Source organism: Corynebacterium sp. MSK039, from assembly GCF_030232315.1.
Lineage (GTDB): Bacteria > Actinomycetota > Actinomycetes > Mycobacteriales > Mycobacteriaceae > Corynebacterium.
Window position 1 is genome coordinate 14,821 of sequence record NZ_JASPJL010000015.1, and the last position, 24,458, is coordinate 39,278.

22 protein-coding genes are annotated in these 24,458 nt (G+C 65.1%); 11 read left to right on the top strand and 11 right to left on the bottom strand.

The window, feature by feature from the left end:
* Window positions 1-65: 65 nt before the first annotated feature.
* On the top strand, window positions 66-2,102 hold the full coding sequence (locus QP997_RS08655) for a M13 family metallopeptidase (RefSeq protein WP_284846887.1): 2,037 nt from the start codon (window positions 66-68) through the stop codon (window positions 2,100-2,102).
* A 9-nt stretch (window positions 2,103-2,111) separates the two neighbouring features.
* On the opposite strand, the gene QP997_RS08660 is transcribed toward QP997_RS08655, so the two are convergent.
* Both QP997_RS08660 and QP997_RS08665 read right to left on the bottom strand, forming a co-directional pair.
* Complete coding sequence (locus tag QP997_RS08660; RefSeq protein WP_284846888.1) at window positions 2,112-2,945, bottom strand: VOC family protein; 834 nt, start codon at window positions 2,943-2,945, stop codon at window positions 2,112-2,114.
* Window positions 2,945-3,307 carry an RNA-binding S4 domain-containing protein gene (locus QP997_RS08665; protein WP_371260091.1) on the bottom strand — a complete coding sequence of 121 codons (363 nt, stop codon included), beginning with the start codon at window positions 3,305-3,307 and terminating at the stop codon, window positions 2,945-2,947. The genes QP997_RS08660 and QP997_RS08665 overlap by 1 nt, the downstream gene beginning before the upstream one ends.
* A 90-nt stretch (window positions 3,308-3,397) precedes the next feature.
* On the opposite strand from QP997_RS08665, the gene QP997_RS08670 reads away from it, so the two are divergent.
* Window positions 3,398-5,650, top strand: a complete 2,253-nt coding sequence (locus QP997_RS08670; protein ID WP_284846889.1) for an NADPH-dependent 2,4-dienoyl-CoA reductase — start codon at window positions 3,398-3,400, stop codon at window positions 5,648-5,650.
* Between the two features lie 47 nt (window positions 5,651-5,697).
* On the opposite strand, the gene QP997_RS08675 is transcribed toward QP997_RS08670, so the two are convergent.
* Window positions 5,698-6,390 carry a DNA-3-methyladenine glycosylase I gene (locus QP997_RS08675; protein WP_284846890.1) on the bottom strand — a complete coding sequence of 231 codons (693 nt, stop codon included), beginning with the start codon at window positions 6,388-6,390 and terminating at the stop codon, window positions 5,698-5,700.
* Window positions 6,391-6,769: 379 nt separating this feature from the next.
* Between QP997_RS08675 and QP997_RS08680 the strand changes: the two genes are divergently transcribed.
* Both QP997_RS08680 and QP997_RS08685 read left to right on the top strand, forming a co-directional pair.
* The gene (locus tag QP997_RS08680; RefSeq protein ID WP_284758858.1) at window positions 6,770-7,126 is read left to right on the top strand and encodes a hypothetical protein; all 357 of its coding nucleotides are present in this window, start codon (window positions 6,770-6,772) and stop codon (window positions 7,124-7,126) included.
* 95 nt (window positions 7,127-7,221) lie between these two features.
* A complete protein-coding gene (locus QP997_RS08685; RefSeq protein WP_284846891.1) occupies window positions 7,222-9,837 on the top strand; it encodes an ATP-dependent helicase C-terminal domain-containing protein in 2,616 nt (871 codons plus the stop codon).
* A 64-nt stretch (window positions 9,838-9,901) separates the two neighbouring features.
* Here the strand turns inward: QP997_RS08685 and QP997_RS08690 are convergent, their stop codons facing one another.
* Entirely contained in the window at window positions 9,902-10,666 is a 765-nt protein-coding gene (locus QP997_RS08690) for a PspC domain-containing protein (protein ID WP_284846892.1), read from the bottom strand.
* 166 nt (window positions 10,667-10,832) lie between these two features.
* On the opposite strand from QP997_RS08690, the gene QP997_RS08695 reads away from it, so the two are divergent.
* Window positions 10,833-12,161 carry an ATP-binding protein gene (locus QP997_RS08695; protein ID WP_284846893.1) on the top strand — a complete coding sequence of 443 codons (1,329 nt, stop codon included), beginning with the start codon at window positions 10,833-10,835 and terminating at the stop codon, window positions 12,159-12,161.
* Complete coding sequence (locus tag QP997_RS08700; RefSeq protein ID WP_015381088.1) at window positions 12,161-12,907, top strand: LuxR C-terminal-related transcriptional regulator; 747 nt, start codon at window positions 12,161-12,163, stop codon at window positions 12,905-12,907. The genes QP997_RS08695 and QP997_RS08700 overlap by 1 nt, the downstream gene beginning before the upstream one ends.
* 60 nt (window positions 12,908-12,967) lie before the next feature.
* Here the strand turns inward: QP997_RS08700 and QP997_RS08705 are convergent, their stop codons facing one another.
* Together QP997_RS08705 and QP997_RS08710 are read right to left on the bottom strand one after the other, a co-directional pair.
* Window positions 12,968-13,255 (bottom strand): GlsB/YeaQ/YmgE family stress response membrane protein, encoded by a 288-nt coding sequence (locus QP997_RS08705; protein ID WP_070758582.1) that lies wholly within the window; start codon window positions 13,253-13,255, stop codon window positions 12,968-12,970.
* A gap of 62 nt (window positions 13,256-13,317) precedes the next feature.
* Window positions 13,318-13,791 (bottom strand): DUF488 domain-containing protein, encoded by a 474-nt coding sequence (locus tag QP997_RS08710; protein ID WP_284846894.1) that lies wholly within the window; start codon window positions 13,789-13,791, stop codon window positions 13,318-13,320.
* Between the two features lie 70 nt (window positions 13,792-13,861).
* On the opposite strand from QP997_RS08710, the gene QP997_RS08715 reads away from it, so the two are divergent.
* On the top strand, window positions 13,862-14,182 hold the full coding sequence (locus QP997_RS08715) for a hypothetical protein (RefSeq protein WP_070758580.1): 321 nt from the start codon (window positions 13,862-13,864) through the stop codon (window positions 14,180-14,182).
* A 13-nt stretch (window positions 14,183-14,195) separates the two neighbouring features.
* Here QP997_RS08715 and QP997_RS08720 read toward each other — a convergent pair whose 3' ends face one another.
* Window positions 14,196-14,687: a flavodoxin family protein gene (locus QP997_RS08720; RefSeq protein ID WP_284846895.1), complete on the bottom strand. Its 492-nt coding sequence runs from the start codon at window positions 14,685-14,687 to the stop codon at window positions 14,196-14,198.
* A gap of 49 nt (window positions 14,688-14,736) precedes the next feature.
* On the opposite strand from QP997_RS08720, the gene QP997_RS08725 reads away from it, so the two are divergent.
* Window positions 14,737-15,294 carry a gamma carbonic anhydrase family protein gene (locus tag QP997_RS08725; RefSeq protein ID WP_148792339.1) on the top strand — a complete coding sequence of 186 codons (558 nt, stop codon included), beginning with the start codon at window positions 14,737-14,739 and terminating at the stop codon, window positions 15,292-15,294.
* Window positions 15,295-15,471: 177 nt separating this feature from the next.
* Window positions 15,472-18,009 carry an acyltransferase family protein gene (locus tag QP997_RS08730; RefSeq protein ID WP_284846896.1) on the top strand — a complete coding sequence of 846 codons (2,538 nt, stop codon included), beginning with the start codon at window positions 15,472-15,474 and terminating at the stop codon, window positions 18,007-18,009.
* 109 nt (window positions 18,010-18,118) lie between these two features.
* Here QP997_RS08730 and QP997_RS08735 read toward each other — a convergent pair whose 3' ends face one another.
* Window positions 18,119-18,991 carry an NgoMIV family type II restriction endonuclease gene (locus tag QP997_RS08735; protein WP_070758735.1) on the bottom strand — a complete coding sequence of 291 codons (873 nt, stop codon included), beginning with the start codon at window positions 18,989-18,991 and terminating at the stop codon, window positions 18,119-18,121.
* Between the two features lie 17 nt (window positions 18,992-19,008).
* Window positions 19,009-20,064 carry a DNA cytosine methyltransferase gene (locus QP997_RS08740; RefSeq protein ID WP_070761682.1) on the bottom strand — a complete coding sequence of 352 codons (1,056 nt, stop codon included), beginning with the start codon at window positions 20,062-20,064 and terminating at the stop codon, window positions 19,009-19,011.
* A gap of 251 nt (window positions 20,065-20,315) precedes the next feature.
* On the opposite strand from QP997_RS08740, the gene QP997_RS08745 reads away from it, so the two are divergent.
* Window positions 20,316-20,888: a hypothetical protein gene (locus tag QP997_RS08745; RefSeq protein WP_284846897.1), complete on the top strand. Its 573-nt coding sequence runs from the start codon at window positions 20,316-20,318 to the stop codon at window positions 20,886-20,888.
* 21 nt (window positions 20,889-20,909) lie between these two features.
* Here the strand turns inward: QP997_RS08745 and QP997_RS08750 are convergent, their stop codons facing one another.
* A complete protein-coding gene (locus QP997_RS08750; RefSeq protein WP_284846898.1) occupies window positions 20,910-22,118 on the bottom strand; it encodes a proline-rich domain-containing protein in 1,209 nt (402 codons plus the stop codon).
* A 210-nt stretch (window positions 22,119-22,328) separates the two neighbouring features.
* Between QP997_RS08750 and QP997_RS08755 the strand changes: the two genes are divergently transcribed.
* Entirely contained in the window at window positions 22,329-23,432 is a 1,104-nt protein-coding gene (locus tag QP997_RS08755; protein WP_284846899.1) for a hypothetical protein, read from the top strand.
* Here QP997_RS08755 and QP997_RS08760 read toward each other — a convergent pair.
* Complete coding sequence (locus QP997_RS08760) at window positions 23,429-24,199, bottom strand: NAD-dependent deacylase (protein ID WP_502870450.1); 771 nt, start codon at window positions 24,197-24,199, stop codon at window positions 23,429-23,431. The two genes, QP997_RS08755 and QP997_RS08760, sit on opposite strands and share 4 nt — an antisense overlap.
* Between the last annotated feature and the right edge of the window lie 259 nt (window positions 24,200-24,458).

Consider the following 24,458-nt stretch of genomic DNA (forward strand, 5'->3'; position numbering starts at 1 on the left):
CCGGGGTGACGTCCTAAAAAGAGAAGACGACGCCGTGTCTGCAGCGCGCACTACAGTGGGGGAACATGAGCGAAAAGAAGACAACATCCAGCCAGCCGGAACTGCCGGATAACATCACCGAGGCCGCCGCGGGCGAGACTATTTCGCCTGCTCAGGACCTGTACCGCCATGTCAACGGGCAGTGGCTGGCCAGCCACGAGATTCCCGCAGACCGGGCCGTCGACGGCACCTTCCACCAGCTGCGTGACCAGTCTGAGAAGGACGTCCGCGCCATCGTCGAGGCCCAGCCCGCCGATTCCCAGATCGGGGCGCTGTACTCCTCCTTTATGGATGAGGAGGGCATCGAGGCGGCCGGGCTCGCACCGCTGGACGCCGACCTGGCCGGGATCAACGCCGCCGCGGACATTCGCGAGCTGGCCATCGAGCTGGGTGAGCTGGACCGCGCTGGCGTCGGTGGCGTGGCGGGCTACTTTGTCGCCAAGGACGCCGAGGGCGATGCCGAGCGCGCCTACCTGGTGCAATCCGGGCTAGGCCTGCCGGACGAGGCCTACTACCGGCAGGAACAGCACCAGGAGACGCTGGCCGCTTACCGCGAGTATGTGACGGACATGCTGGAGCTCTACCTCGCTGAGGGGCGGGCTCTGCCTGGGAGCCACGCGGGTGCGGGCGCCGCGGAGGCCGCCGAGGCAATCCTGCGCTTCGAAACCACGCTTGCCGAGGGTCACTGGGATAACGTGACCAGCCGCGATGCGGATAAGACCCACAACCCGATGGCGGTGGCGGACCTGCCGACGGGCTTCCCCTTCGCGGAGTGGTTCGAGGCCACCGGCATTGCCGCTGGTAGCGCGGCTGCCGAGCGTGTGATCGTGAGCCAGCCGAGCTTCATCGAGCACGTCGCGAAGCTGGCTGGCAGCGTGCCGCTGGACGATTGGAAGCTCTGGGCGACCTGGCGCGTGCTGAACTCCCGTGCGCCTTACCTGCCTGCGAAGTTCACCGACCGGCGTTTCGAGTTCTACGGCCGCACCCTGAGCGGTTCGACGGAGCAGCGTGCCCGTTGGAAGCGCGGCCTGGGTCTGGTCGAGGGCGCGATCGGCGAGGAGGTCGGCAAGAAGTTCGTCGCCGAGCATTTCCCGCCGGAATATAAGGAGAAGATGCTCGAGCTGGTGGACTACCTCATCGAGGCCTACCGCGAGCGCATCTCCACCCTGGAGTGGATGACCCCCGCCACCCGCGAAAAGGCGCTGGTGAAGCTGAGTAAGTTCAGCGCGAAGATCGGCTACCCGGAGAAGTGGCGCGAGTTCGATGGGCTGGAGTTCGCCCCAGGCGGGGCCGAGCTGCTGGATAACGTGCGGGCGGCCAGCCGTTTCAATCACGACTACGAGATCAACAAGCTGGGCAAGCCCACGGATCCTGCGACCTGGTTCGCCACCCCGCAGACCGTCAACGCTTTCTACAACCCCGTGATGAATGACATCACCTTCCCCGCCGCGATCCTGCGCCCACCGTTCTTCAGCATGGACGCCGACGCCGCCAGCAATTTCGGCGCGATCGGCGCGGTCATCGGCCACGAGATCGGGCACGGTTTCGACGACCAGGGCTCGAAGTTCGACGGCGACGGCAACCTGCATTCCTGGTGGAGCGAGGAGGACCGTGCGGCGTTCACGCAGCTCACGGACAAGCTCGTCGCGCAGTTCGACGGGCTCGTGCCGACTGGCCTGAAGCAGCGCGGGGAGACCGCGCACAAGGTCAACGGTTCCTTCACCCTGGGCGAGAACATCGGCGACCTCGGCGGCCTGGGCATCGCCATCGTCGCGCTGCGCCGCTACCTGAACGACCAGGGCGTGGCGGTGGAGACCGCCGAGGGTCCGAGCGCGGAGTACCGAGAGGCGCTGCAGCACGTCTTCCTGCAGTGGGCTCGGGTGTGGCAGACGGCCATCCGCCCGCAGATGTCCGCGCAGTACATCTCCATCGACCCGCACTCCCCGGCGGAGTTCCGCTGCAACGTGGTCGCGTCGAATATCCCGGAGTTCTACCAGGCCTGGGAGGTCACCGAGGCCGATGGCATGTGGCTGGCCGAGGACCAGCGCGTGACCATCTGGTAGCTACGCGGCCTAGAGGTCGGCGAAGAGGTCGGGCTCGAAGTCCTCGGTCTCGTCCGGGACGTACTCCTCGACCTCGGTGAGATTCAGCAGCGCGCCCGTGGGATCGGTGATGGTGGCGACCCGGCCGAACTCGGAGTCGAAGGGCTCCCGGATGATCTGGGCGCCCAGCTCGCGGGCGGTATCCACCGCGGCGTCGATGTCCGCGACCCCCAGGTAGAGCGTCCACATGGAGGGCAGCTGCATCTTCTGGGTATCCCAGAGGCCGACGAGTGCTGCGCCCTCGAACTCGCCGAGCGCGTAGCGGCTGCCGTCGGAGTTCTTATCAACGCGGATGTCCCAGCCGGCGAGCTCGTGGTAGAACTCCAGGGTCTCGTCCCAGCCCTGGCCGACCATGAGCTCGTGCCATACCGGCGTGCCCGGCTCACCTGCGGCGAAGAGCGCGTGCTCATCCGCAGGATTCTTCAGGCCGATGGCCGCCCCGCTGGGGTCGATGACCACGGCCATCTCGCCGCGGTCGGTCTCACCATCGGCGCCCTCCCCTTCCGGGGCCCCGAGCACCCGAGGCTCCAGGACGGAGCGGGCACCGGCGTTGACGGCGGCGTTGTGAGCGACCGTGACGTTCGGCGTGTAGAGCGCTAGGCCCCACATGGAGATCTTTTCCTCCGGGATGGCTCCGATGCCGGCGACGGGCATGCCGTTCTTCGTCGCGACGGCATAGCCCTGGCCGTGCTCGCGGTATTCCCAGCCCACGAGTTCGGCGTAGAAGCGCTTCGCGGCATCAATATCGGTGGTTGCCAGGTCCAGCCACAGCGGCATGCCTGGTTGCGCCTGCATAGCGGGCATTAGAGATTCCTCCACTTTTCGGGGTCGAAGTCGTCATCGGCAGTGGCTTCATCGAAGAACTCCCCAAGGTCGTCCTCTTCAGCCAGGTTTTCGCTATCGGCAACACTACGGCCGTTCGCTCCGACCTCTGCGCCGAGGGTGGTGCCGGTCTCGGGGTCGGTGATTGTCACCTGGTCGCCGTCTCGCAGGGCCTTGCCGCGGCGGGTTTCGGCTGCGCCGTTGACCGACACCGCCCCTTCGGCGAGGACGTCCTTGGCCATTCCCCCGGTTTCCACGAGGTTGGCGAGTTTCAGGAACTGCCCCAGCCGGATCTCGGTGTCACGGATAGGCACGACAGGAAAATCTTGCTGCATGTTGCCCATCCTACGGTGCCGGATTGGGCGAGTCGTTTTTGCTTTTCTTTTTATTGCATTTGCGCATCTTCGGCACTTTGCTAGGGCAAAATCAGCAACATGACAAGCCCCGCATTCACTAACGCTTCCAGCTCTTCCGCCGATTCTGGTGCGGCGGGAGAACCCCAGTACCCGACGATGCTTTCGCCCCTCGAGGTTGGCGGCAAGACTTTCCGCAACCGCGTGATCATGGGTTCCATGCACACCGGCCTCGAGGACAAGCTCGAGGACGCCCCGAAGTTGGCCGAGTTCTTCCGCGAACGCGCGGAGGGCGGTGTTGCAGCCATCGTGACTGGTGGCTACCCGCCCGTGCTGGAGGGCAACCTGACGCCTTTTGGTCAGCCCTTCAACTCCCAGGAAATCGCCGACGCCCACCGCCAGGTCACCGAGGCCACCCACGCCGGGGGTGCGCTGGCCATCCTGCAGCTGCTGCACGCTGGCCGTTACGGCTACCACCCGATGTCGGTCTCCGCGTCCGCATCCCAGTCCCCGATCACCCCGTTCCCGGCCCGCGAGCTCTCCGACGAGGAGGTTCGCGCGACGATCAAGGCCTACGGCGAGGCGGCGAAGTATGCCAAGGATGCCGGCTACGACGGCGTGCAGATCATGGGCTCCGAGGGCTACCTGATCAATCAGTTCCTCGCGGAGCGCACGAACCAGCGCACCGATGACTGGGGTGGTTCTGCGGAGAAGCGGATGCGCTTCCCGATCGAGATCGTCAAGGCGGTTCGTGCCGCGGTCCCTGAGGACTTCGTCATCGACTACCGCATCTCGGTGCTGGACCTGGTCGAAGGTGGCCAGACTCAGGAGGAGATCCACGAGTTGGCCCGCCAGCTGCAGGACGCCGGGGTGGACATGTTCAGCTCGGGTATCGGCTGGCACGAGGCACAGGTTCCGACGATCGTCACTTCCGTGCCGCGTGGCGCCTTCGCCTGGGCGACCGCCGAGCTGCGCAAGGTCGTGGATGTGCCGGTGGTCATCGCTAACCGCATCAACACCCCGCAGGTCGCCGAGCAGCTGTTGGACGGCTCCTTCAACCCGGAGGGTGGCGAGGCCCGCACCGGTGGCGAACCCTTCGGCGAGTTCGTCTCCCTGGCCCGCCCGATGCTGGCGGATGCTGGATTCGTTAACCGGGCTGCGGCAGGCGAGGCGGAGCTGATCAACCACTGCATCGCTTGTAACCAGGCCTGCCTGGATCACACCTTCACCAATGAGCGGGCAACCTGCCTGGTCAACCCACGCGCGGGTTACGAGACGGAGCTGAAGCTGCTGCCGACCCGAACCACAAAGCGGGTGGGCATCATCGGCGCTGGTGTTGCTGGTCTGTTCGGTGCCGAGGCCCTGGCGGAGCGTGGCCACCACGTGGAGATCTTCGAGGCCAGCGATAAGGTCGGCGGCCAATTCCAGCTGGCCATGCGAATCCCTGGCAAGGAGGAGTTCGTCGAGGCGCTGAAGAACGTGCAGGCCCGCCTGGCTAAGCGCGAGGTACCGATCCACCTGGGCTCCCCGCGCACCCCAGAGGAGCTGCTGGAGGCCGGCTTCGACGAGGTCGTGGTGGCCAGCGGCGTGAGCCCGCGCATCCCCGAGTTCCCGGGCCTGGCGGAGGCACTGCGCGGCGAGGTCGAGGGCGTGAGCGCCATGACTTACGCGGAGCTGCTCAGCCGCGAGAAGGAGGCAGGCAAGAACGTCGCCGTCATCGGCGCCGGCGGTATCGGCTACGACGTCACTGAGTTCCTGGTGGAGGACCGTGGCGGCCAGCCGCAGTCCATCCGCGAGTGGAACGAGCAGTGGGGCGTAACCACCGACCCGGAGGCGCGCGCGAACCTGACCCGACCGAATCCGCCGCAGCCGCTGCGCAAGGTCACCATGCTGCAGCGCAAGATCACCCGCATGGGTCGTGGGCTGGGCAAGACCACCGGGTGGGTGCACCGCGCAGCGGTGGCGATGGCCGGGGTGGAGCAGATCGTGGGCGTGACCTACGAGAAGCTGGACTCCGAGGGCCTGCACATCACGGTGCCCGCCCAGGACGTCAAGGAGCTGCAGAAGGCGCTATCCAAGGCGAAGAAGGCCAAGGACGCCGAGGAGCTCGCCCGCCTGGAGACCGCCATCCGCGAGGAGCGCAAGGAGCTGGTCATCCCGGTCGACACCGTTGTGCTGTGCACCGGCCAGGAGTCCGTCCGCCCGGATCAGGCCGACGGCACCAGCGAGGGCGCGGAGCAGAAGGTCCACATCGTTGGTGGCGCGGATGTCGCCGCGGAGCTGGACGCCAAGCGTGCGATCCGGCAGGCCGTGGAGCTCGCCGCCCGCCTCTAAAGCCCGCCTTTAAGGGCTTCCTCTAGAGCCTCTTCTAGGGGCTACCCCTAAGGCTGCTCTGCTTCCGGCTCCGGCACCCGGTCGTCGACCATCCCGATGGCCTGCATCAACGCGTAGCAGGTCGTCGGACCCACGAAGGTGAAGCCGCGACGTTTGAGCTCTGCGGCCATCGCCACCGATTCCTCGGACTCCGAAGGCATCTCTGCGACGTGGCTGGGAGGCTGGTGCTCGGCCGAGGCGTAGGACCAGATCAGTACCGGCAGGCCCGCGGGCAGGCGGCGCGCCGCCCCACCCAGAATCTTCCGCGCAGGGTGACCTTCCGGTAGCTCCTGCAGCTCCGGGTCCTCCCGGAGGGCCACCGTGGCCTCGGCATTGCGATAGATCGCGGCGTGCTTCCGCGGGTTGCGGATCAGCGCAGGGTCGGCGAGCGCCGCCTCGCGCTGCTCTGCGCTCATCTGCGTGATGCGGGTGGCGTCGAAAAGGAAGAAGTGATCCCTAAAAGCGCGACGCTTGCGCAAAATCGTCGCCCACGACAACCCCGACTGGAAACCCTCGAGGCAGATCCGCTCCAGCAGGCCGGATTCCGTGATGACGGGCCGGCCCCATTCCTCGTCGAAATACTCCCGCTCCAGCTCGGAGCGCATAGCCCAGGGCGGGCGAACCACCCCGTCGGCGCCGATGATGTTGCCACGAGCGGTCGTGACCGGCTGGCGATGATTGTCAGATGTGCGCTTATCCATAATTCCCCCTTGAGTTTAGGCTGTGCGAAGTGTTGATTCACCGCTCGCGGCTTGTGCCCCGCGCGGCTCGCCGTCCACTTCGCTGTGCACACTAACGGGCGCAGCAGACATCGCCCTCTGATTAAGGCAGAATTCAGCCCCGCCGCGGCGTTAAAACATTCTCAAACCCGCTGGTCAGCGTTTTCCCAGTATCGCTACCTCCGGAAAATTACCCCCGTTTCGATGCTTGCGAAAATGGTATTCATCTAGCTAAAATCAGCTCCCTACCCCGGGTGCCTCTTCTTGGGTCGCGCTGCCCTACGGCGGCCAGCGCAGAGAGCAGCAGGCATCCATTAAAACGTGATCGAGCAGTTCGCCAGACAAACAAAGGAGGGCCACGATGAACACACCGTCGATGAACCGCCCCCGCCCGGCGAAGGATCACCCCGAGAACGACGAGCCCCGCGATACCGGCACCTTCAAGGCCACCCTCCCCGCGCTCGGCGGCTTCCTCACCTCCGATGGCCAACCCATCGATCCCGCACCGCAGGATCAACCTGCGCCCCGCGCGACGCTCCCCTTCTACTGCGATGGCGAGGACCCGACCCCACGACTGTGGCTCACCGTGACGTCGACCCTCCTGGTGATCTCGATCGTCACCCTGATTCTGGTCTCGCTGTTGCTCTACGTCCTCGGCGACGACGTCATCGGCCCCGCCGACGGCCTGTTCAGCGTGCTGCGGACCTCCGTCCGCTAGGTCGGCCCCATCAGATTCACGGCGAAGAGGCCGCGCTCTTCCTCCCCCGCGCCCGCCAGCACCGCGCACCACCGTGGGCTAATTTGATAGGCAGCATGTCTACCACCCCCACCCCTAATCTGCCCTTTTCCGCTGGCCGCACGGCCCTGCTCAGCGCGCTCGCGGAGTTCGGCGCGGCTGTAGTGCACGCCCCGCCGGGCACGGGCAAGACCACCCTGGCCCCGCAGTTCCTCGCCGATGCTGATCTGGTTGCCCCTGATCAGCGCGTGATCGTGACCCAGCCCCGACGCGTGGCTGCCCGCTCCGCCGCTGCCCGTCTCGCCGAGCTGCGAGGCACCGAACTGGGCGACGAGGTGGGCTATACCGTCCGCGGGGACTCCCGCGTATCCAGACGGACCCGCATCGAGATGGTGACCCCCGGCTTGCTACTCCGGCGCATGCTGCGGGACCCCGACCTGCCTGGGGTGGGCGCGATCGTCGTGGATGAGGTGCATGAGCGCCACATCGAGTCCGACCTGGTCTTCGCCATCGCCGCCCAGCTGCGGGAGTTGCGCGATGACCTGCTGGTCGTAGCGATGTCCGCGACGGTGGACGCCCAGCGTTTCGCGAATCTGCTTGGGGTACCGGGGGCGGTGGTGCACGTTCCAGCCCCGATCTACCCGTTGGATATTCACTACGCCGCCGCTGCGGACTCCATCACCCACCGCCGCAGCGATAGTCGCCCCGGCCAGCCCGGTTCCATCGAGGCCTTCATCGCCGCCGGGGTTCGCCACGCGCTCGGGGAGACCGCCGAAGGCGACATCCTGGCCTTCGTCCCGACCATCCGTGGCACCGAGCTGCTCGCGCAGCAATTCGACTCCCCCGAGCTCGCCGCCTTCGCGCTGCACGGCCAGCTCAGCCCGAAGCAGCAGGCCGAGATCGTCAACCCGCGCGGGGCCACCAGCGCCAACTCCTCCCGCCGGGTCATTTTCGCCACGGACGTCGCCGAATCCTCGATCACGGTGCCGGGCGTGCGCGTCGTCGTGGATACCTGCCTGTCCCGCGTGTCCCGGCGCGATTCCTCCCGCGGCATGTCCGTTCTGGTCACGGAGTCCGCCGCCCAGGCCAGCTGCGTGCAGCGGGCGGGTCGTGCGGGCCGCGAGGGCCCGGGCACGGTGTTCCGCCTAATCAGCGCGGATGAGTGGGCCCGACTGCCGGAGTTTGCCGCCCCTGCGATCCAGACCAGCGACCTCACCGGCGCGCTGCTGGATGTCGCCGCCTGGGGCGCACCCATGGGTGAGGGTCTGGCGCTGCCGGACCCCTTCCCCCAGAACAACGCCGCTGCCGCCGCTGCCACGCTCCGCCAGTTGGGGGCGATCGACGCCGACGGGACCATCACCGAACTCGGGGAACTACTGGTCACGCTCCCCCTCGATCCGCGCCACGCCCGCGGTGGCCTACTCGCGAGCCGGCGCGTCCCGGTGGAGCTCGTGGCCCGTGTGCTGCAGTTTTTGGACGTCGCCAGCTCCCAACGTGCCCCGGCCGAGGCGGTCAAGGATATTTCGCCGAAGGACCCGGCGGTACGCAGGCTCGTCCGCTTGTTGCAGCCGCACGCCCCACGTGAGCTCAGCGACCCGCTGACCGGGGAGGACGCCATCGCCTACACGATCGCCTGCGCTCGGCCGGACCTGCTGGCCCGGCGCGTTGAGCCGGGGTCGGAGCGGGTGCTGACCGTGGGCGGCACCGGGGCAGTCATCCCGAAGGGCATGCCCGGGGTGGATGCGCCGCACAATGAGCAGTGGTTCGCGGTGGCGGATATCGGGCGCAGCGAATCGGCGTCCGCGCGGAAGTCCGGGACGGGTTCGATCCTGCGCTCGGCCATGCCGATCTCCGAGGAGCTGGCCCTGGCCGCAGCCGGTGGCGTCGTAAAGGAAAGGACCGCGAGCTACAGCGTGGAGAAGAAGCGGGTGCAGGCACGGGAACGGACGGTCGTGGGGGCGGTCGAGTTGAGCAGCGCCCCGGTCAAACCCAGCGCGCCGGAGGCGGAAGAGGCGGTGTCCGCCGCGATTGCGCAGGCCAGCCCGGAACAGCTGGAGGAGATGCTGCAGCTGAGCGGGAACGCCCGCGAGCTGGTGAAACGCATGCAGTACCTGCACGACGCCGCGGCCGCTGGCTTCGAGCGTGCGTCGGGCTACCCGGATCTGCGGGCGGGGCTGCCGGAGGAGCTGTTGAGCTTTATCGCGGCGGATATTGCGGCGGGACGGCGGCCCGATATCGCGAGCCTGCTGCGCGGGCTGATCCCGTGGGACCAGCCAATCGACGAGCTCGCGCCGGAGTCCCTGGAGCTGCCGAGCGGGCGGACGCGGCGGCTGACCTACCCGGAGGTGCTGATCGGAAGCGCCGCGGATGGCGCTGTGAATGACGCGGCCAGCGAGGCTACAGACGAGGTCGTCCCGGAGAGCTCCGGCGAGGGGCAGGCCGAGCCAGCCCCCGAGATCCTCGCCGAACCCGTGGTGTTGGCGACGAAGCTACAGGACGCGTTCGGCCTCACGGAGTCCCCGCGCATCGCGGGCCGGCGGGTGCAATTCCACCTGCTTTCCCCGGCGCAGCGGCCGGTGGCAGTGACCGATGACCTGGCGAGCTTCTGGGCCGGGCCTTACCAGGGGGTGCGCAAGGATATGCGGGGCCGCTACCCGAAGCACGCCTGGCCGGAGGACCCGGCGGCGGGTTAGGGCAAAAGAAAAAGGAGCCCCGAAGGGCTCCTCGTACTGCAGTGCAAGCGGTTACCGACGAGTGCTAGGCCCGGGACTGATCCCCGTCGCTCGGTTCAGAATCCTGATGCGCGGTATCACCCGCCGGGTCCTCCGCACCCTCATGTTCAGCCCAGGCGAAGGCCGTGGGGCCCAGGGAGTTCCAGCTCGGTGGCGTCACCGGACCAGCGACGTCGGTGGACGCCGGCCCGCCGGGCGCACCGGCAACAGTTCCCTCAAAACCGGCGGGGTATTTAAAATTTTGCATCACCTGTGGCGGGATTGGCGTCCTCTTGTGGAGGAACCAGACCCCCGCGGCACAGACCAGGAGCAGCAACAAGCTACCCACCTGCAGGATCGTGGCGCTCACCATGAAGCACAGGGCGAGCACGATGGTGGCGCATACTGCGGTGCGACGCTCGGCCTTCAACGTGGCCTGCCGTTCCTTGCCGCCCGGGGCAGAGTCCTCGGGGATCTTCCAGTTCAGGAGGCGTTCTACAGCCGGCTGTTCCAGGCCGCGACGGGGCAGTGCAAGCACAGCGGCCGCATAGAAGGCAACACCGAAGCCGCCCGCGAGAGCAAGAGCCACGAACAGGATTCGGATGAGCAGCGGGTCAACTTGGTAGCGGACCGCGATGCCTTCGCAGACACCGCTGATCCAGGCGCGGGAGCCGTCCTTCTTCGGCAGACGGTACGGGCGGGTTCGCCACACCTCGCTGACCGTTTGAGAGAAGGACGCAGACGTGGGTTGTTGGGAACCGGCAGCTGGATGCTCACCGCCGGATTGGTTGCTGTTGGTGAAATTCCTCATGCTTCTAACTCTGCTGATCCCAGCCCAAACACACATCGGGGAGAAACCCTGATTTTATCGGCTCAGGGTTTCCACGGGCGAGCCACAGTTCCCTCCCCTCCCCTGGCACAATATCGGGGTTTTACCCTGATGTGGGGGCTCCGGGGGACGTGAAATACTGAATCCTATGACCGATACGCCCAACCAGCCACGCAGTGAGCTGCCGCACCCCTACCCCATGTACCGCCGTAATTCGGCGGACCGGGTCCTCGCTGGCGTGTGCTCGGGGTTGGCGGAGCACCTGGGGTTATCCACCCTGCTTATTCGGCTCATCGCGGTTGCGCTCTGTGTGATTCCCCCGGTAGCCCTGGGGTTGTACTGCGGAACCTGGGCGCTCACCGACGCCACACGGGGGACCAAGGCTGTGCGCGCTCGTTCCCACCGCTGGCTACTGCTCCTGGCTGCGGCGGTGCTGGTTACCGCCAGTGTTTCCTTCGACGCAGATGGCGGAATCACGCTCCCAGCCCTGGTCGCGATCCTTGGTGCGGTATTGGTGTGGCGGACGTACCGCCCCGAGACTGCCGGGGACCCGGCAAACGCACCAGGTGACACCCCTAAAATGGCCGGCCCTTCATGGGTGCAGTGGGTATCTCTGATCGGTGGCACGCTGCTGACGCTCGGCGGAGTCGTGCTGCTGGTGTGGCAGCTTCTCGCCGAGAATAATTCGACTACGCCCCAGGTCCTCCTGTGGGCTGTGGTCGCCGCCTTGGCGCTAGTCGTGGGCTTCGGTGTGCTGCTGGTCCCGCTCTGGCTGCGCCTCTGGCGCATGGCATCTGAGAATATGCAGCAAAAAGCCGCCGAAGCCGAACGGCAGCGCATCAGCTCCCGGATTCACGACAGTGTGCTCCAAACCTTGGCGTTGATTCAGAAAAACTCCTCCGAACCCCACATCGTGGCAGCAGCTCGCAGCCAGGAGCGCCAGCTGCGCCAGTGGCTGTTCGGCGAGGGCGAATCCGTGGAAACCACCACCGTCATGGGCGCGCTGCGCGTGGCCTGCGGCGAGGTGGAGGACGCCTACGAAGTGCAGATCCGCCCTGTCCTCGTGGGAGAGGACATCCCCAGCACCCCGGAATCCATCGACCTGGTGCTCGCCGCCCGCGAGGCGATGGTCAACGCCGCGAAACACTCCGGATGCTCCGAGATCAGCGTCTATGCGGAGCTCGGCACCACCCGCATCGAGATCTTCGTGCGCGACCGGGGCCCCGGCTTCGACCTCGATCAGGTTCCAACCGACCGCCATGGTGTGCGGGGCTCCATCATCGAGAGGATGGCTAAGGCTGGCGGTAGCGTGGAATTCGACACCACCGGCGGCACGGAAGTTATCCTCACGCTGCCACTGGACCCGAACAAACGCCCGAGCCACAGTGGCAGCGAAGCCAACCCCAACGGTCACACCGGCTCTGGTGGCCACGCCGGACCCGCCAACAACAGCGATCAGGAGGAAACCCCCAAGTAATGACCGACATCCGCGTCTTTCTAGTGGACGACCACTCCATGTTCCGTGCGGGTGTACGCACCGAACTCACGGGCGCCACCACCGCTGCCGGGGAGCCCATCACCATCGTCGGCGAGGCCGAGACCGTCCCCCAGGCCATAACCAAAATCCACGAAACCAGTCCCGACGTGGTGCTTCTGGACGTCCACATGCCCGACGGCGGCGGGCTCGAAGTCCTGCTCAACACGCTGGATACCGGAGCTCGTTTTCTGGTTTTGAGCGTGTCTGATTCCCCAGAGGACGTCATCACGCTCATCCGCGCCGGCGCCCGTGGCTACGTCACGAAAAACACCTCCGGGCCCGAGCTCGTCAGCTTCATCTCGCGGGTCCACTCCGGTGACGCGGTCTTCTCGCCGCGGTTGGCCGGCTACGTGCTCGACGCGTTCTCCTCCGTCGCCCCCTCCCCCGAGGTTCAGGCGCCCTCCCAAGATTTGGGACGCCAGCGCGGCGGCGTCCTGAAAGATGGGGCCGAAAGTACCGGGTCGGCCGGCTCGGCGGGCGGGAACCAGCCGAATCTCGACGAGCTGACGCCCCGGGAGCACGAGGTGCTACGGCTGTTGGCGCGTGGCTATACGTATAAGGAGATGGCCGAGCGGCTGTTCATTTCCGTAAAGACCGTGGAGACCCACGTGTCGAACATTCTGCGCAAGACGCAGCAGACGAACCGACGGTCGCTCTCCCGCTGGATGGAACGCAGAAACAGCTGAATCCGGCATAGAAAAAGGAGCCCCGAAGGGCTCCTTGGTGTGGGCTGTGCCGGAGGCGGTTTAGCGCTTCGGCAGAACCATCTTGAGGATCCACAGGAGGATCACCGCGCCGAGCAGGCAGGTCAGGAAGCTCCAGAACATGCCGCCGGAGTTGACGTTGAACAGGGTGAGGACCCAACCGCCGATGAAGCCACCGACGATACCAACGACGATGTTGGCGAGAACGCCCATCTGCGCGTCGGTGCCCATGATCTTCGAGCCGATCCAACCCGCCAGACCGCCGATGATGATCCAGCCGATGAATCCGAGGGCCGGGGTTGCTTGTGCTGCGAGAATCAATGTATCCATGCCCTCCAGTCTGCCAGCACCTGCGGTTTTATGCCAGGTTTATTTTTCTAGGGCGAATTACTCTAGCGATCGCGCCGCTCTCGGAGGGTGGTGTTGAGCCACTCCAGGAGCACGATCGCGTGGTTCTGTTCGGTGTCTTTCGCGCCATAGAGCAGCAGCACCCCGTCCTTCGCGGTCTGCTCGGTCTTCGCATCCGAACGGGGTGGCTTGGCGCCGGCCTCCTCGAGTTCCCGCAGTGCGTCCTCAAGCCCCCCGTCATCGAGCGCATCATCCAGCTCCGTGCGGTAGCGGTTGCTGAAATCCGCGAAGCTCAGCTCACCCGAGTGGAAATCCTTGCGCAGCTCCGATGAGGGAGTCAGTTCCTTGGGCCAGCCCGTCAGGGGCAGATTCTCCTTGGATACTCCCCGTGGCCACAGCCGGTCGACCAGGAACCAGGCCTCTGCCTCGCCGCCGCTACCGCTGTTCTGGTCGCTGCCCTGCGCGCTCCCCTGTGCGCCGCTGTCTTTGACGACGTCGTAGACCCGTGCCAGTTCCATCTGTTCGCTCCTTCGTTCCGCTTATTTCTTCTTCCGCCCTCCACGGTACGTCCGCGGGTAACCTGGGGATATGTCTATGAATCTGAAGAAGGCCAAGGACGTCAACACTGCCGCTGTCATCGCCACCGGGCTCATCGGTGGCTGGCTCACCGCCCGCGAGACCGAGATCCGCCCGCTCGGTGGCGTGATTCTCGCTGCTGCCGGCGGTTACGCCGCCCGCTCCTGGAACGCCAAGGTCGGCGCGCCCACCGCCGCTGGGCTCACTGCCGGTTACCTCGGGGCCTTTGGCCTCTCCCACCCGCTGGCGAAGAAGATCGGCGCCTGGCCGGCTGTCCTCGCGGTCACCGCAGCATCCGCTGGTGCCGCGCACTTCCTCTCCGACGCGAAGTAGGCCCGCCCAGCCCTTAGCTGAGCAGCGCGCCCACCATGGCCTCCGCCATGGTGTCGAGCCGGTCCTGCTGCTCCGCCGGGTCCCCGGTGAAGGCCACAGGCTCAGCCGCCACCTCCCACTGCAGGCCGGTGATGATGGAATCCATCGCTTTCTCCGCCCCAGTGGTATCGAATCCACCCCGGATCCACCAGGAGACCGGGGTGCCCTTCTTTCCCTCGTTGACCTCGTAAAACAGGGTGTCGAAGTAGTGCTTCAGCGCCCCGGAGATATAGCCGAAGTTCGCGGTTGTTCCGAAGATCACCGCGTCCGCTGCCAGGAGTTCCGCCTTATCCGGTTCCAAGGCCTGGCGCTCAACCACCTCGATGCGCGGCGCGCTCTCCCCCAGCGCCTCGGCGGCCTGCGCGGCAGCCTCCTGACACTTCTCAACCACCCGCCGGGCAATCGGCCGCACCGTATCCGTCGGGCTGTGGTGCACGATCAGCAGAGTTCGAGTGTTGTTAGCCATGCCCCCATTATGGCCACCCGCGGGCCCGGAAGTGGGCAAGATGGGAACCATGAGCACCGCACCACTGATCCTTCCCTTCCAGGGCGTTCGCCCACGCATCCATGAATCCGCCTATATCGCCCCCGGCGCGACCATCATCGGCGACGTCGAGATCGGCGCCGATTCCTCCGTCTTCTACGGCTGCGTCCTGCGCGGGGACGTCGGCCCGATCCGCATCGGGGAACGCACGAACATCCAGGACAACTCCGTCCTGCACGCGAACCACGACTCCCCCTGCGTCCTCGGTTCGGACGTCACCGTCGGGCATAAGGCCCTCGTCCATGGCTGCGAGGTTGGCGACGGCGTCCTGGTCGGCATGTCAGCGACGATCCTCTCCGGTGCCCGTGTTGGTTCCGGAAGCCTCATCGCGGCTGGTGGCGTCGTCCTAGAAAACCAGGAGATCCCGGCGGCGTCGCTGGCGGCGGGGGTACCGGCGAAGGTGCGTCGTGAGATGAGCGAGCAGGCACAGCAGGGACTGGTCGAGCACGCGGGCCGCTACGTCGAGATCGCGAAGGGGCAGCCGGATCCGTCGGAGGCGATCGAGCTCGCTGAGGTGCGTTTCCGCTAGCTACTCCAGCTGCCGCTCACCACCCCGCGTCCGTCCACTCCCCTCGCATCCGCTTGCTCCCACTCATTTTCCGGCCGCTGCCACCGACGTTGCAGGGCTTGGGCAGGACACTTCCTCGCACCCCACCAGCGAGCCTTCTTCTGAGTTCGGCCCGGCACCCGATAGCATGAAGGGGCTATGGCCAGCACAGGTGGGAAAAGATTCCGTAACGATATCGAGGGCTTGCGCGGTTTCGCGATCGCCCTCGTGGTGATTTTCCACGTCTTCGTGGGCAAGGTGTCCTCGGGCGTGGATGTCTTCCTTCTGCTGGGAGGTGTGTTTTTCTTTGGCTCCCAGCTCGCGAATGCGCGCAACCCGAAGGGGCTGACATTCGTTCAGTCGCTCGTGCGCATCATCCGGCGGCTCTTCCCGCTGCTCGCGGTAGTCGTCGGCGCGACGTTGGCGGCCGGTCTGCTGCTCATGCCGCGGATCCAGCACCTGCAGCTATCTAAGGACGCGGTCGGCGCGCTGGCCTACATCACCAACTGGCAGCTGGCGTTTTCGGGCCGTGATTACAACACCGCCAGCTCCACGGTCTCGCCGTTCCAGCACCTGTGGAGCATGTCCGCGCAGCTGCAGATCTACGTCTCCTCCTTGATCGCGGTCACCCTGATCGCGCTCATTTTCCGACGTTTTTCCCGCAAGGCCTTGGCTGTCATTCTCACGGCAGTCACGGTGCTTTCTTTCGCCTTCGCGACGTACCAGCACGGCCAGGATCAGGCCGTGAACTACTACCACTCCTTCTCCCGCTTCTGGGAGATCGGACTGGGTGGCCTGCTGGGCATGCTGATCATGCCGCGTTCCGACCACGGCGAGAAGCCGCCGGCGCCGATCGTGCCGCCGCTGAACACGTGGGTGCGTCAGATCTTCGGCTGGCTGGGCCTCATCATGATCGCCTCCACCGGCCTGATCATGGATGGCGCCCAGACCTTCCCGGGCCCGGGCACGCTGTTCCCGCTGGTGGGTGCAGTGCTGGTGATCCTGGCTGGGCAGAACGGCAAGCCGGTGGGTGTTACCCGCATCCTGGAGAGCCGCTTCATGCAGTTCCTGGGCCGGATCTCCTACGCCCTGTACCTGTGGCACTGGCCGCTGCTGATCATCCTGGTGTCCTACACGGGCTACGACGCCCAGGCTCAGCCACTGTTCGGCGTGGCCATCATCGCGGCCTCGGTGGTCATGGCGTGGCTATCCAACCGCTTCATCGAGCGCCCGCTGCGTCAGACCGGCCGCCCGCGCCGCGCGCACGTGCTGTGGACCCCGAGCTACTGGTGGGAGTCCATCCGCGTGTGGCCGAAGACCGCCTATGCCCTGGTGATCATCCTGATCGCCGGTGGCGTGGTCGCGGCGGCCCCGGTGGTGGCGAAGAACCAGGTCGAGGAGGGTGAGGAGCTCTGGCGCCTGGCGTCGAATGTGGAGAACTACCCGGGACCGTTGGCCTTCAGCAACGACGCCTTCGTCCCACCCCGTCAGCCCCTGGCCCCACCGTTCGAAGAGATGGGCCCGCTGCTGCCGCCGACGCAGCCGGATGGTTGCCAGATCGGTTTCGAGGAGGACCACCTGATCCTGAAGCGGAACTTCAACCGCTCCGAGGAGGACTGCGCCTACGGTGACCTGGACTCCGAGCGGACGGTGTACGTCATCGGTGGCTCCCACTCCGAGCAGTTCATCCCCGCCCTCGACGAGGTGGGCCGCCGCCAGGGCGTGAAGTTCATGCCGATCCTGAAGATGGGCTGCCCGGTCAACGCGAATGTCACGAAGTGGGATGGTTCGGACTTCCCGTCCTGCCGTTCCTGGTCGAAGAAGGTTGTGGACCACATCCTGGCCCACCCGCCGACCGAGGGCGTGTGGATGACCGGTTCCCGCCCGTCGGATATCGCGGGTAATGGGCCGGAGCAGGTGCCGCCGGAGTATGTGGATCTGGTGAAGCTGTTCACCGAGAACGGCATCCACAGCTACCTGATGCGCGATAACGCCTGGCACATCCAGCCGCCGGAGATGGGTGACCCGGTGCCGTTCAACCTGCGCGAGTGCGTGGGCGAGATGGTGGACGGCACCCGCACCGCCACCGAGCGTGGCCGGAACTTCCCGGGCGTGCGGGATCGTTGGCGCCCGACGCCGGAGGAGATCGAGGAGATCAACGCGGAGTGCGGCACCCCGCAGGACGCCTCCCTGCTGCCGGAGGACCCGCAGTTCAAGGCTTATGCGGGTCTGGACGTAACGCTGTTGGATGTCACCGATGGCTTCTGTAAGGACGGCTGGTGCCCGGCGATCATCGGCAACCTGGTGGCCTACCGCGATCAGCACCACTTCACGAACATCTTCGCCTCCCGCTTCGCGGATGCGATTGAGTACCAGATGTACAAGAAGCCTCGTGGCGCGGAGGGCTCGGAGGATAAGGCCCGTAAGGCGCCGGATGCGCGGGCTGAGGAGTCCGGTGAGGTCGCTCCCGGAGCCCCAGGGGCAGAGCAACCGGGTGCAGAGCAGCCAGGTGCACCGGGCGCTGGGCAGCCAGGCGCTGGTCAGCCAGGCGCTGGGCAGCCAGGCGCTGGTCAACCGGATGCCGGTCAGCCTGGCGCTGGATTGGACGCCCCAAGCCCGGATGAGATTGGGCAGCACCCGCCGGTGCAGGCCCCGGCGGTTCCCCAACCCGCTGCACCGGCCGGCGACTTTTACTAGCTAGGTCCCGGCGCTCGGCGCCCTTGCTGAATCAACCCCAGCGGCTTACCGCTGGGGTTCTTTCATGCGTGCTGCTTCTCTCTTGCAGCTAGTGGCGTTCTTGGAATTTTTAGGAGATCAGATCCAGGGGCATGTCGGAAATATCGCGCAACCGTCGCCCGTGCACCAGCATTTCGAGAATTTCCTTAGCGTCTTCCGAACCTGCTTCATGCACCGCTTTGCGCAGTTCAGGAAGCGCAGCGTGGTACACCATGTCAATGTCACCGGTGCCCAAGGCCAAGGAGGCGATCCTCGAAATCATCGGCTCCGCGGTAATCGCAATGATGTGCGGGGCGCGCCCCTTACGGTTGCGAATCAGGTTGAGCGCCTCACTCCGCGTGTTCTGTGCTCGGTCCGAACGCATAGTGAATTTGCAGCTGACAACCGCATGCAGAAACCGAGAAGAGGAAGGCTGCGTATTGGATGCGCGCATGGGAGAAAGCAAACCAGCCTGTTCATCCACGAACTCCAACTCGGCGTTCAACGCTTCATCGCTATAGGCATCTCGCGTGACGAGGATGTCCGGCGCGATGGAATAAGAGTTCCCCAGCACCGCGGCGAGGGTTGGCTTGTTTTCGATTTCGACCGCCAGATCCCCAAGGTGAAGATAAGGCTCATAGCGAGCGACGTGACTCGCACGATGGGAGGAGCCCACGACGTCGACAAACCAGTTTCCTGGCTGCACAGCCGCCATCGACCGAATCGTTGTACGCAGAAAGGTGCCGACCGCGTTCTCAAAATTCGATCCCGCCGTCTGCCCCGCTAGCTTCTGTCGCACAGGCACGCCCAGATTCTCCGCCAGGTGCAACGCAACAACCCGGCTAGCCCGGCTGCCCCTATCGGCATTCGAGGCGATTCCTTTATCGGAGATCGCCAAGGTTCCCGTATCGATGAGCTCTTGAATGAAATCTTTACGAGCCTGCGAAAGGACAGCTGGGTTCATACGTGGGCAATTCATATCTAGCTAGTCATTTCGAGCAATTGGACCGCCCCATACGGAAATGCAGGCAGCGAACCATCGGGGATCGGTTCCTTATTGAGCGCAGAGGCGATTCTCTCGCCGATGGCACGTGCAACCGGCGGTGGAAAAGCGTTCCCGACCTGCCTCCACGCCGCGGTTTTGCGGCCCATCCACTTCCAGTCCTCTGGAAATCCCTGGATCACCCCACCCATCTGGACAGTCAGCCTAGGCATCTCCTCGTTCGGGTCCTCGGTGAAATCCGCGCCAGGAGCCTCCTCCGCGATAGACGAGCCCTTTACCCCCAGCCTCTTCCATGCCGCACGCGCACGCGAAGGCCCCACGTCCGGGCCCCCATGCTTCTTACTTCCGCCAACCAGTGTTGGGGCGATGTCTTGCGCACCTGCTGCCCAAGCGGTCGCACCTGGCCAACCGCGAGAGGACATCAGATGGTGCAAAGCCTCTCCCACCGTAGTGCGATGCGAGACCGGCTCAGGCCAGGCAAAATATTCTGCATATTCATGCTGCAGCGCCACCATAATAAATCGTGGCCGGAGCTGCGGCACCCCATAATCGGCGGAAATGACCAGCTCCCAGAACACGGTATAGCCCATGTCATTCAGCTCTTCGATGAGCTCGGCGCGGTAGGCCTCGAAACGCGGCTGTGCCATGCCTCGGACATTCTCAAGCATCACCGCTCGGGGCCTTGCGATCCTGACCAGCTGCAGCGCCCGCGGGAAAAGGTCCCGCTCATCATCCTTTCCGAGCTGCTTACCCGCGATGGAAAATGGAGGGCAGGGCACGCCACCAGCGAACAAGTCCAAGTTCTCGGCATAAGGTTCGATATCGAAACTCAGCACATCTTCGGCGAGAACGTTCCAACTAGGCCTATTTGCCCTTAACGTCTCTACCGCATCTGGGTCGATCTCAACGGCGGCGAGATGATCAAACCCAGCTTGCTCCAGACCTAGCGCCTGCCCCCCTGCACCAGCACAGATCTCCACCGAAGTTAAAGCCTCCGCCTTGAAGGCGGGCACTGCATCATCATTTCCAGTCATGGTTTACTCCGCTGTCCAAGTCTTCTGGCTCCAGTGAGCCAAGTCAATCTGTTCGATTACCGCCGAACCTCGCGCCCGTCCACCCCCAGCTGCGTGCAAAGTACAACGAACGTAGTGGTGCGTCGCACAAACTAACCTGCGCACTCTCGGAAGTTTTCGCCTGTTAGTCTAGCAACGAGCCAGACAAGGATACCCCTTATTCGATAATATGTTCGATTAATTCGCTCCGAACCGCTCAGTTCCTCCCTGCCATGCCACACATCGTTTTTCTCGACGCCAACGTGCTGACCAGCACCACCGTGCTGCGGTGGATTTTCGACCTGCGCGCAGCACTGGTTGGTGAGGGGTGCGAACTGCGGCTCGTGACGTCCTTAAAAACCCTGTCGGAGACCGGCGCCACGATGAACTGGCGCGTACCGCAATCCACCGGTGCGCAGCGGGATCAGCGGATGGCGGAGCTGCGCCGCGAGATGGACGACGTCCTCCCCCATTACCCCAAGGACCTGGCCTTCAGCGGGAAAGACCCCGGCGACTACCACGTGCACGCCGCCGCAACCGCCTGCGGGGCGACCACGCTGCTGAGCTTCAACCGCCCCTCGGACTTCACGAAGAAGCCCGCCCGGGAGAGCTACCGAGTCATCAACCCCGACGATTTCCTCCACGAACTCGGCACCACCCATCCCGGTGCGTTGACGCAGGTTGTGGCCGCGCGCACGGGCAAGAAGGGCACGGTAACGAAGGACATCACCTCGCTGGTTCTGCAGCTCAAGAAAGCGCGATGCCCCCGGCTCGCGAAACTGCTGCCGGGGGCACTGGGAGGCTAAGCTAGCCGCGCTCGTGCTGCCTTAGTCCTGTGTGGCGAGATCAAACTTCCAGGCGCTGCCCTCAAGATCACCGCTGCTATCCAAGTCACTGACCAGGTAGGCCTGTCCCCCGCGGTAACCCACGTACTCCGCATCCTCGAGGTCGCCGCAGTAGCTGAGTTTCTTGGTCGCCCCCTCCTTGAGGCGCAAACGCTCCGGGTCGCGGTCCAGCTTGAGCGCGCTACCCGTCGGGAACACGACGCGCATATCCGGGACGTGGAATTGGAAGGCGAAACGATCAGTCTCCCGTCCGAGGCGGAACGTCGCGTCCGCGCAGACCTGCGCCTTGTCAACGTCGATCTTGTCGACGGTGATCTTTGAGCCCGAGTAGCCGTCGTCCCTGACCTTCTGCGCCTCCCCAGTCTTGGCAACGTTCTTGCCCAGCTTCTCCCACAGCGGGGAGGAAACCTCGACCGGTTCGACGTTGACCGGCAGGTACTCCGGGGAGTCGAAGTCCGTCAGGTCCTTGCTTGCGGTGGCCTCGCGGTCCTGAATGTCCAGGTTTGTCAGCTGGCTGGCCAGCGGCTTCAGCGCGTCGCACGTCGCCGGAGTGGACAGGGTGCCCACGAACAGGCCGCTCTTGCTGTAGTAGGTGCACTTTTCGGTCGGCTCGGTGGACAGGTAGCCGTCCTCGCTCTTTTCCTGCGCGGTCCAGCCGCGCAGACCGTCGCTGCTCAGGGAGACGCTGTCGTCCGGCACCGAGAAGCTGGACGACGAGCTGTCGATCTCCATGGTGACAAGGACCTCGCCACCATCGGCTGTCTCGTACCAGCCCTGGCAGGTCTCCTCGTCGCCGGAGACTTGGACGTCCTTGAGGCCAACGGAGTTCCAGAACTCTTCCCCCAGGTCGCAGTCGGCGAGCTTGTTCTTGGAGACGTGCTTCGCGATCTGCTCGTTATCCCAGCCCAACGGCCCTTTTTCGGTACCGCGAGTGGACTGGTAGATCCACAGTCCCGCGTAGACCAGTGCCGCGATGACGACGACGGCTAGTGCGGTGAACGCCCACGGCTTTAGGTTCTTGCGGGGCTTGTCTTGCTGCCCCTGCGGCGGTTGACCCCCAACGGGTCCCTGTGGGCCCTGTGAACCTTGTGGCGGCGGGGCACCGTTGCCGGCGGGCTGCTGCGCAGGCCCGTTGGCTGGCTGCGACGGCACGCCCCAGTCGTATGGCTGGTTCTGGTTAGGCGAATTCACTTCAGGATTCCTTCTCAGGTGGCGTCCAGCTCCCTTTCATCGGAGCACAACAAGAAACACGGTATCGCACACAAAGTGAGCCCGGGCGAATAGTTCAAATCTGCGGGCAGAAAGCTATTTCTGAGAGTTCGGGCTAGCGCAGCATGCGCCCCCAGTGATCTGATAGGTTCCTCTTAGAAAAACCCGTCGATGCTGGCCGGAAGGAAGCACATGGCCCACTACGACCTTTATCAAGCACTCAACCTCGACCGTTCGAAGGCTCCGGAGGAGATCAGCGCCGAGCTCTCCGAACGCCTGGAGAAGAATGAGCTGGACAATATCGGTGGTCGCGAGGAAGTAGAGATCGCCCGCTCCATCCTGGGTGATCCACAGAAGCGCACTGCCTACGATTCCCGCCTGGATGATCCGAACGCGCCTGAGGTGGATGTTAACGCTCTCCGCCAGCTCGCCGCCGCGGATTTCTCCGCGGGTGCTGCGCCGACGGGCGATCACGCAGCCGGCGCCGGTGTTCCAGCTGGTGCTGCCGGCGCCGCAGGCGCAGCTGGCGCGGCCGGCATGGCCGGTGCCGAGCACTCGCAGGGGAAGCAGGGTCCGTCGCTGGGTGAGCGCTTCAAGGAGGCCGGCGCAAAGACGCAGCAGCAGGTCGCGCCCGCCATGGAGAAGACCAAGAAGGAATTCGGCCGCTCCTCCAAGATGGCGATCCTCATCACCGCGATCGCCACGGCCGTCGTGATGCTGCTGATCTTCGCCGCCGTGAGCCTCTTCGGCGGCATGGGTGGCGATAACGTCACCGGAAAGGGTGCGCCGAATAAGAAGGTCGAACAACTGTTGAAGCTGCGCGACCGGGACAAGACGGATAAGTGGATCCGGGAGAATATCCACATCAAGGCCCAGGATGCCCTGATCGACGAGCTGGATCTCAACGATGATTACCGTGGTATCGACCGCTACCTGGGTGCTGAGGACCCGAAGGCCCTGTACACCGTCGATGACCAGGACTTCATGCGCCTGTCCATGAACTTCGACGAAGACAAGGTCAAGGACGCGTACAAGAATAGCCAGCTCAAGAAGAGCTACACCGTCCAGATCGGTGATAAGAGTGGCCGTGACACCGGCCAGCGCCTGGACGTCGTTGAGCTGGAGGACGGCAAGCTCGTCGTGAAGTTCTACGACGTGGGCTCGCAGAGCTGGGCCGATTTCGTCGAGGACTTCGACGTCGACGACATCAGCTCCGGTAGCAAGTCCTCTTCCTCTTCCAAGGGCTCCTTTGGTAACTTCTGGAGCGAGCTGACGAGGCAAGCGTTCGGCGATTAATTCGCCGCCGCGACGATCGCCGGGGCGCCCTCCGCCGCGGTGGCCCGCAGCGACCAGTCCGCCAGCCGGGTGAGATCGGTGCGTTCCGGGGAGATCTCCAGGATGCGCGCCCCGGCGGCCTTCGCAACCTGCGGCAGTCCCGCGGCCGGGTAGACCACGCCCGAGGTGCCAATGATGACCACCAGGTCGGCCTCCCGCATCGCGGCCTCGGAGGCGTCCCACTCGCGGTGCGGCAGCGGCTCACCGAACCACACCACGCCCGGGCGGACGGGGTTGCCGCACAGGGAACAGTTCGGTGGGGTGACTCGCTCCAGCTGCTGATCGGGGAACTCCGGGGTACGGGCGGGCTTGTGGCAGATGGCGCAGCGGTAGCTAAAGAGGCTGCCGTGCAGGTGCGAGATCCGCTCGCTGCCCGCCCGTTCATGCAGGTCATCGATGTTTTGGGTCACCACATGCAGGTTGATGCCCCGCTCGCTGGCCCAGGAGGAGTTCTCCCACTCGGCGATGGCCACGTGGCCCGCGTTGGGCTGTGCCTGCTGGCAGACATGCCCGCGCCAGAGGTACCAGGCGTACATGGGGTCAGGGTCCTTGGCCCAGGAGTCCAGGGAGGCCATGTCCTGCGGGTTGATGCGCTCCCAGATACCTGTCTGCGCGTCGCGGAAGGTGTCCAGCCCGGAGTCCTTACTCATTCCCGCGCCGGTGAAGACGACGACGTTACGCGCGCCCGTCAGGACGTCGATCAGTTCTTGCGGTAGGCCGTCGTTCAGCGTGAAAACACCAGAGTTCGTGCTCATGGCCCAAGGCTAGCCCGTGGCTGGTCGTGCCGGGTTCGGGTTACCCAAGAAGCTGCTCGCCCCTCCTGCCCGGAACCAGCCCGGCGCCCAGCTCAGCAGCAGGAAAGCAAGCTGCACTCTGCGAGTTCCACTACTCCGGCCGGGCTGGTGCACCTGGTGCTGTTGCAACTTGGGGCGGGAGCCAAGAAAGCTCCGTTTTTATTGTGTGATCAACGCTATGTTCCTGTGTTGT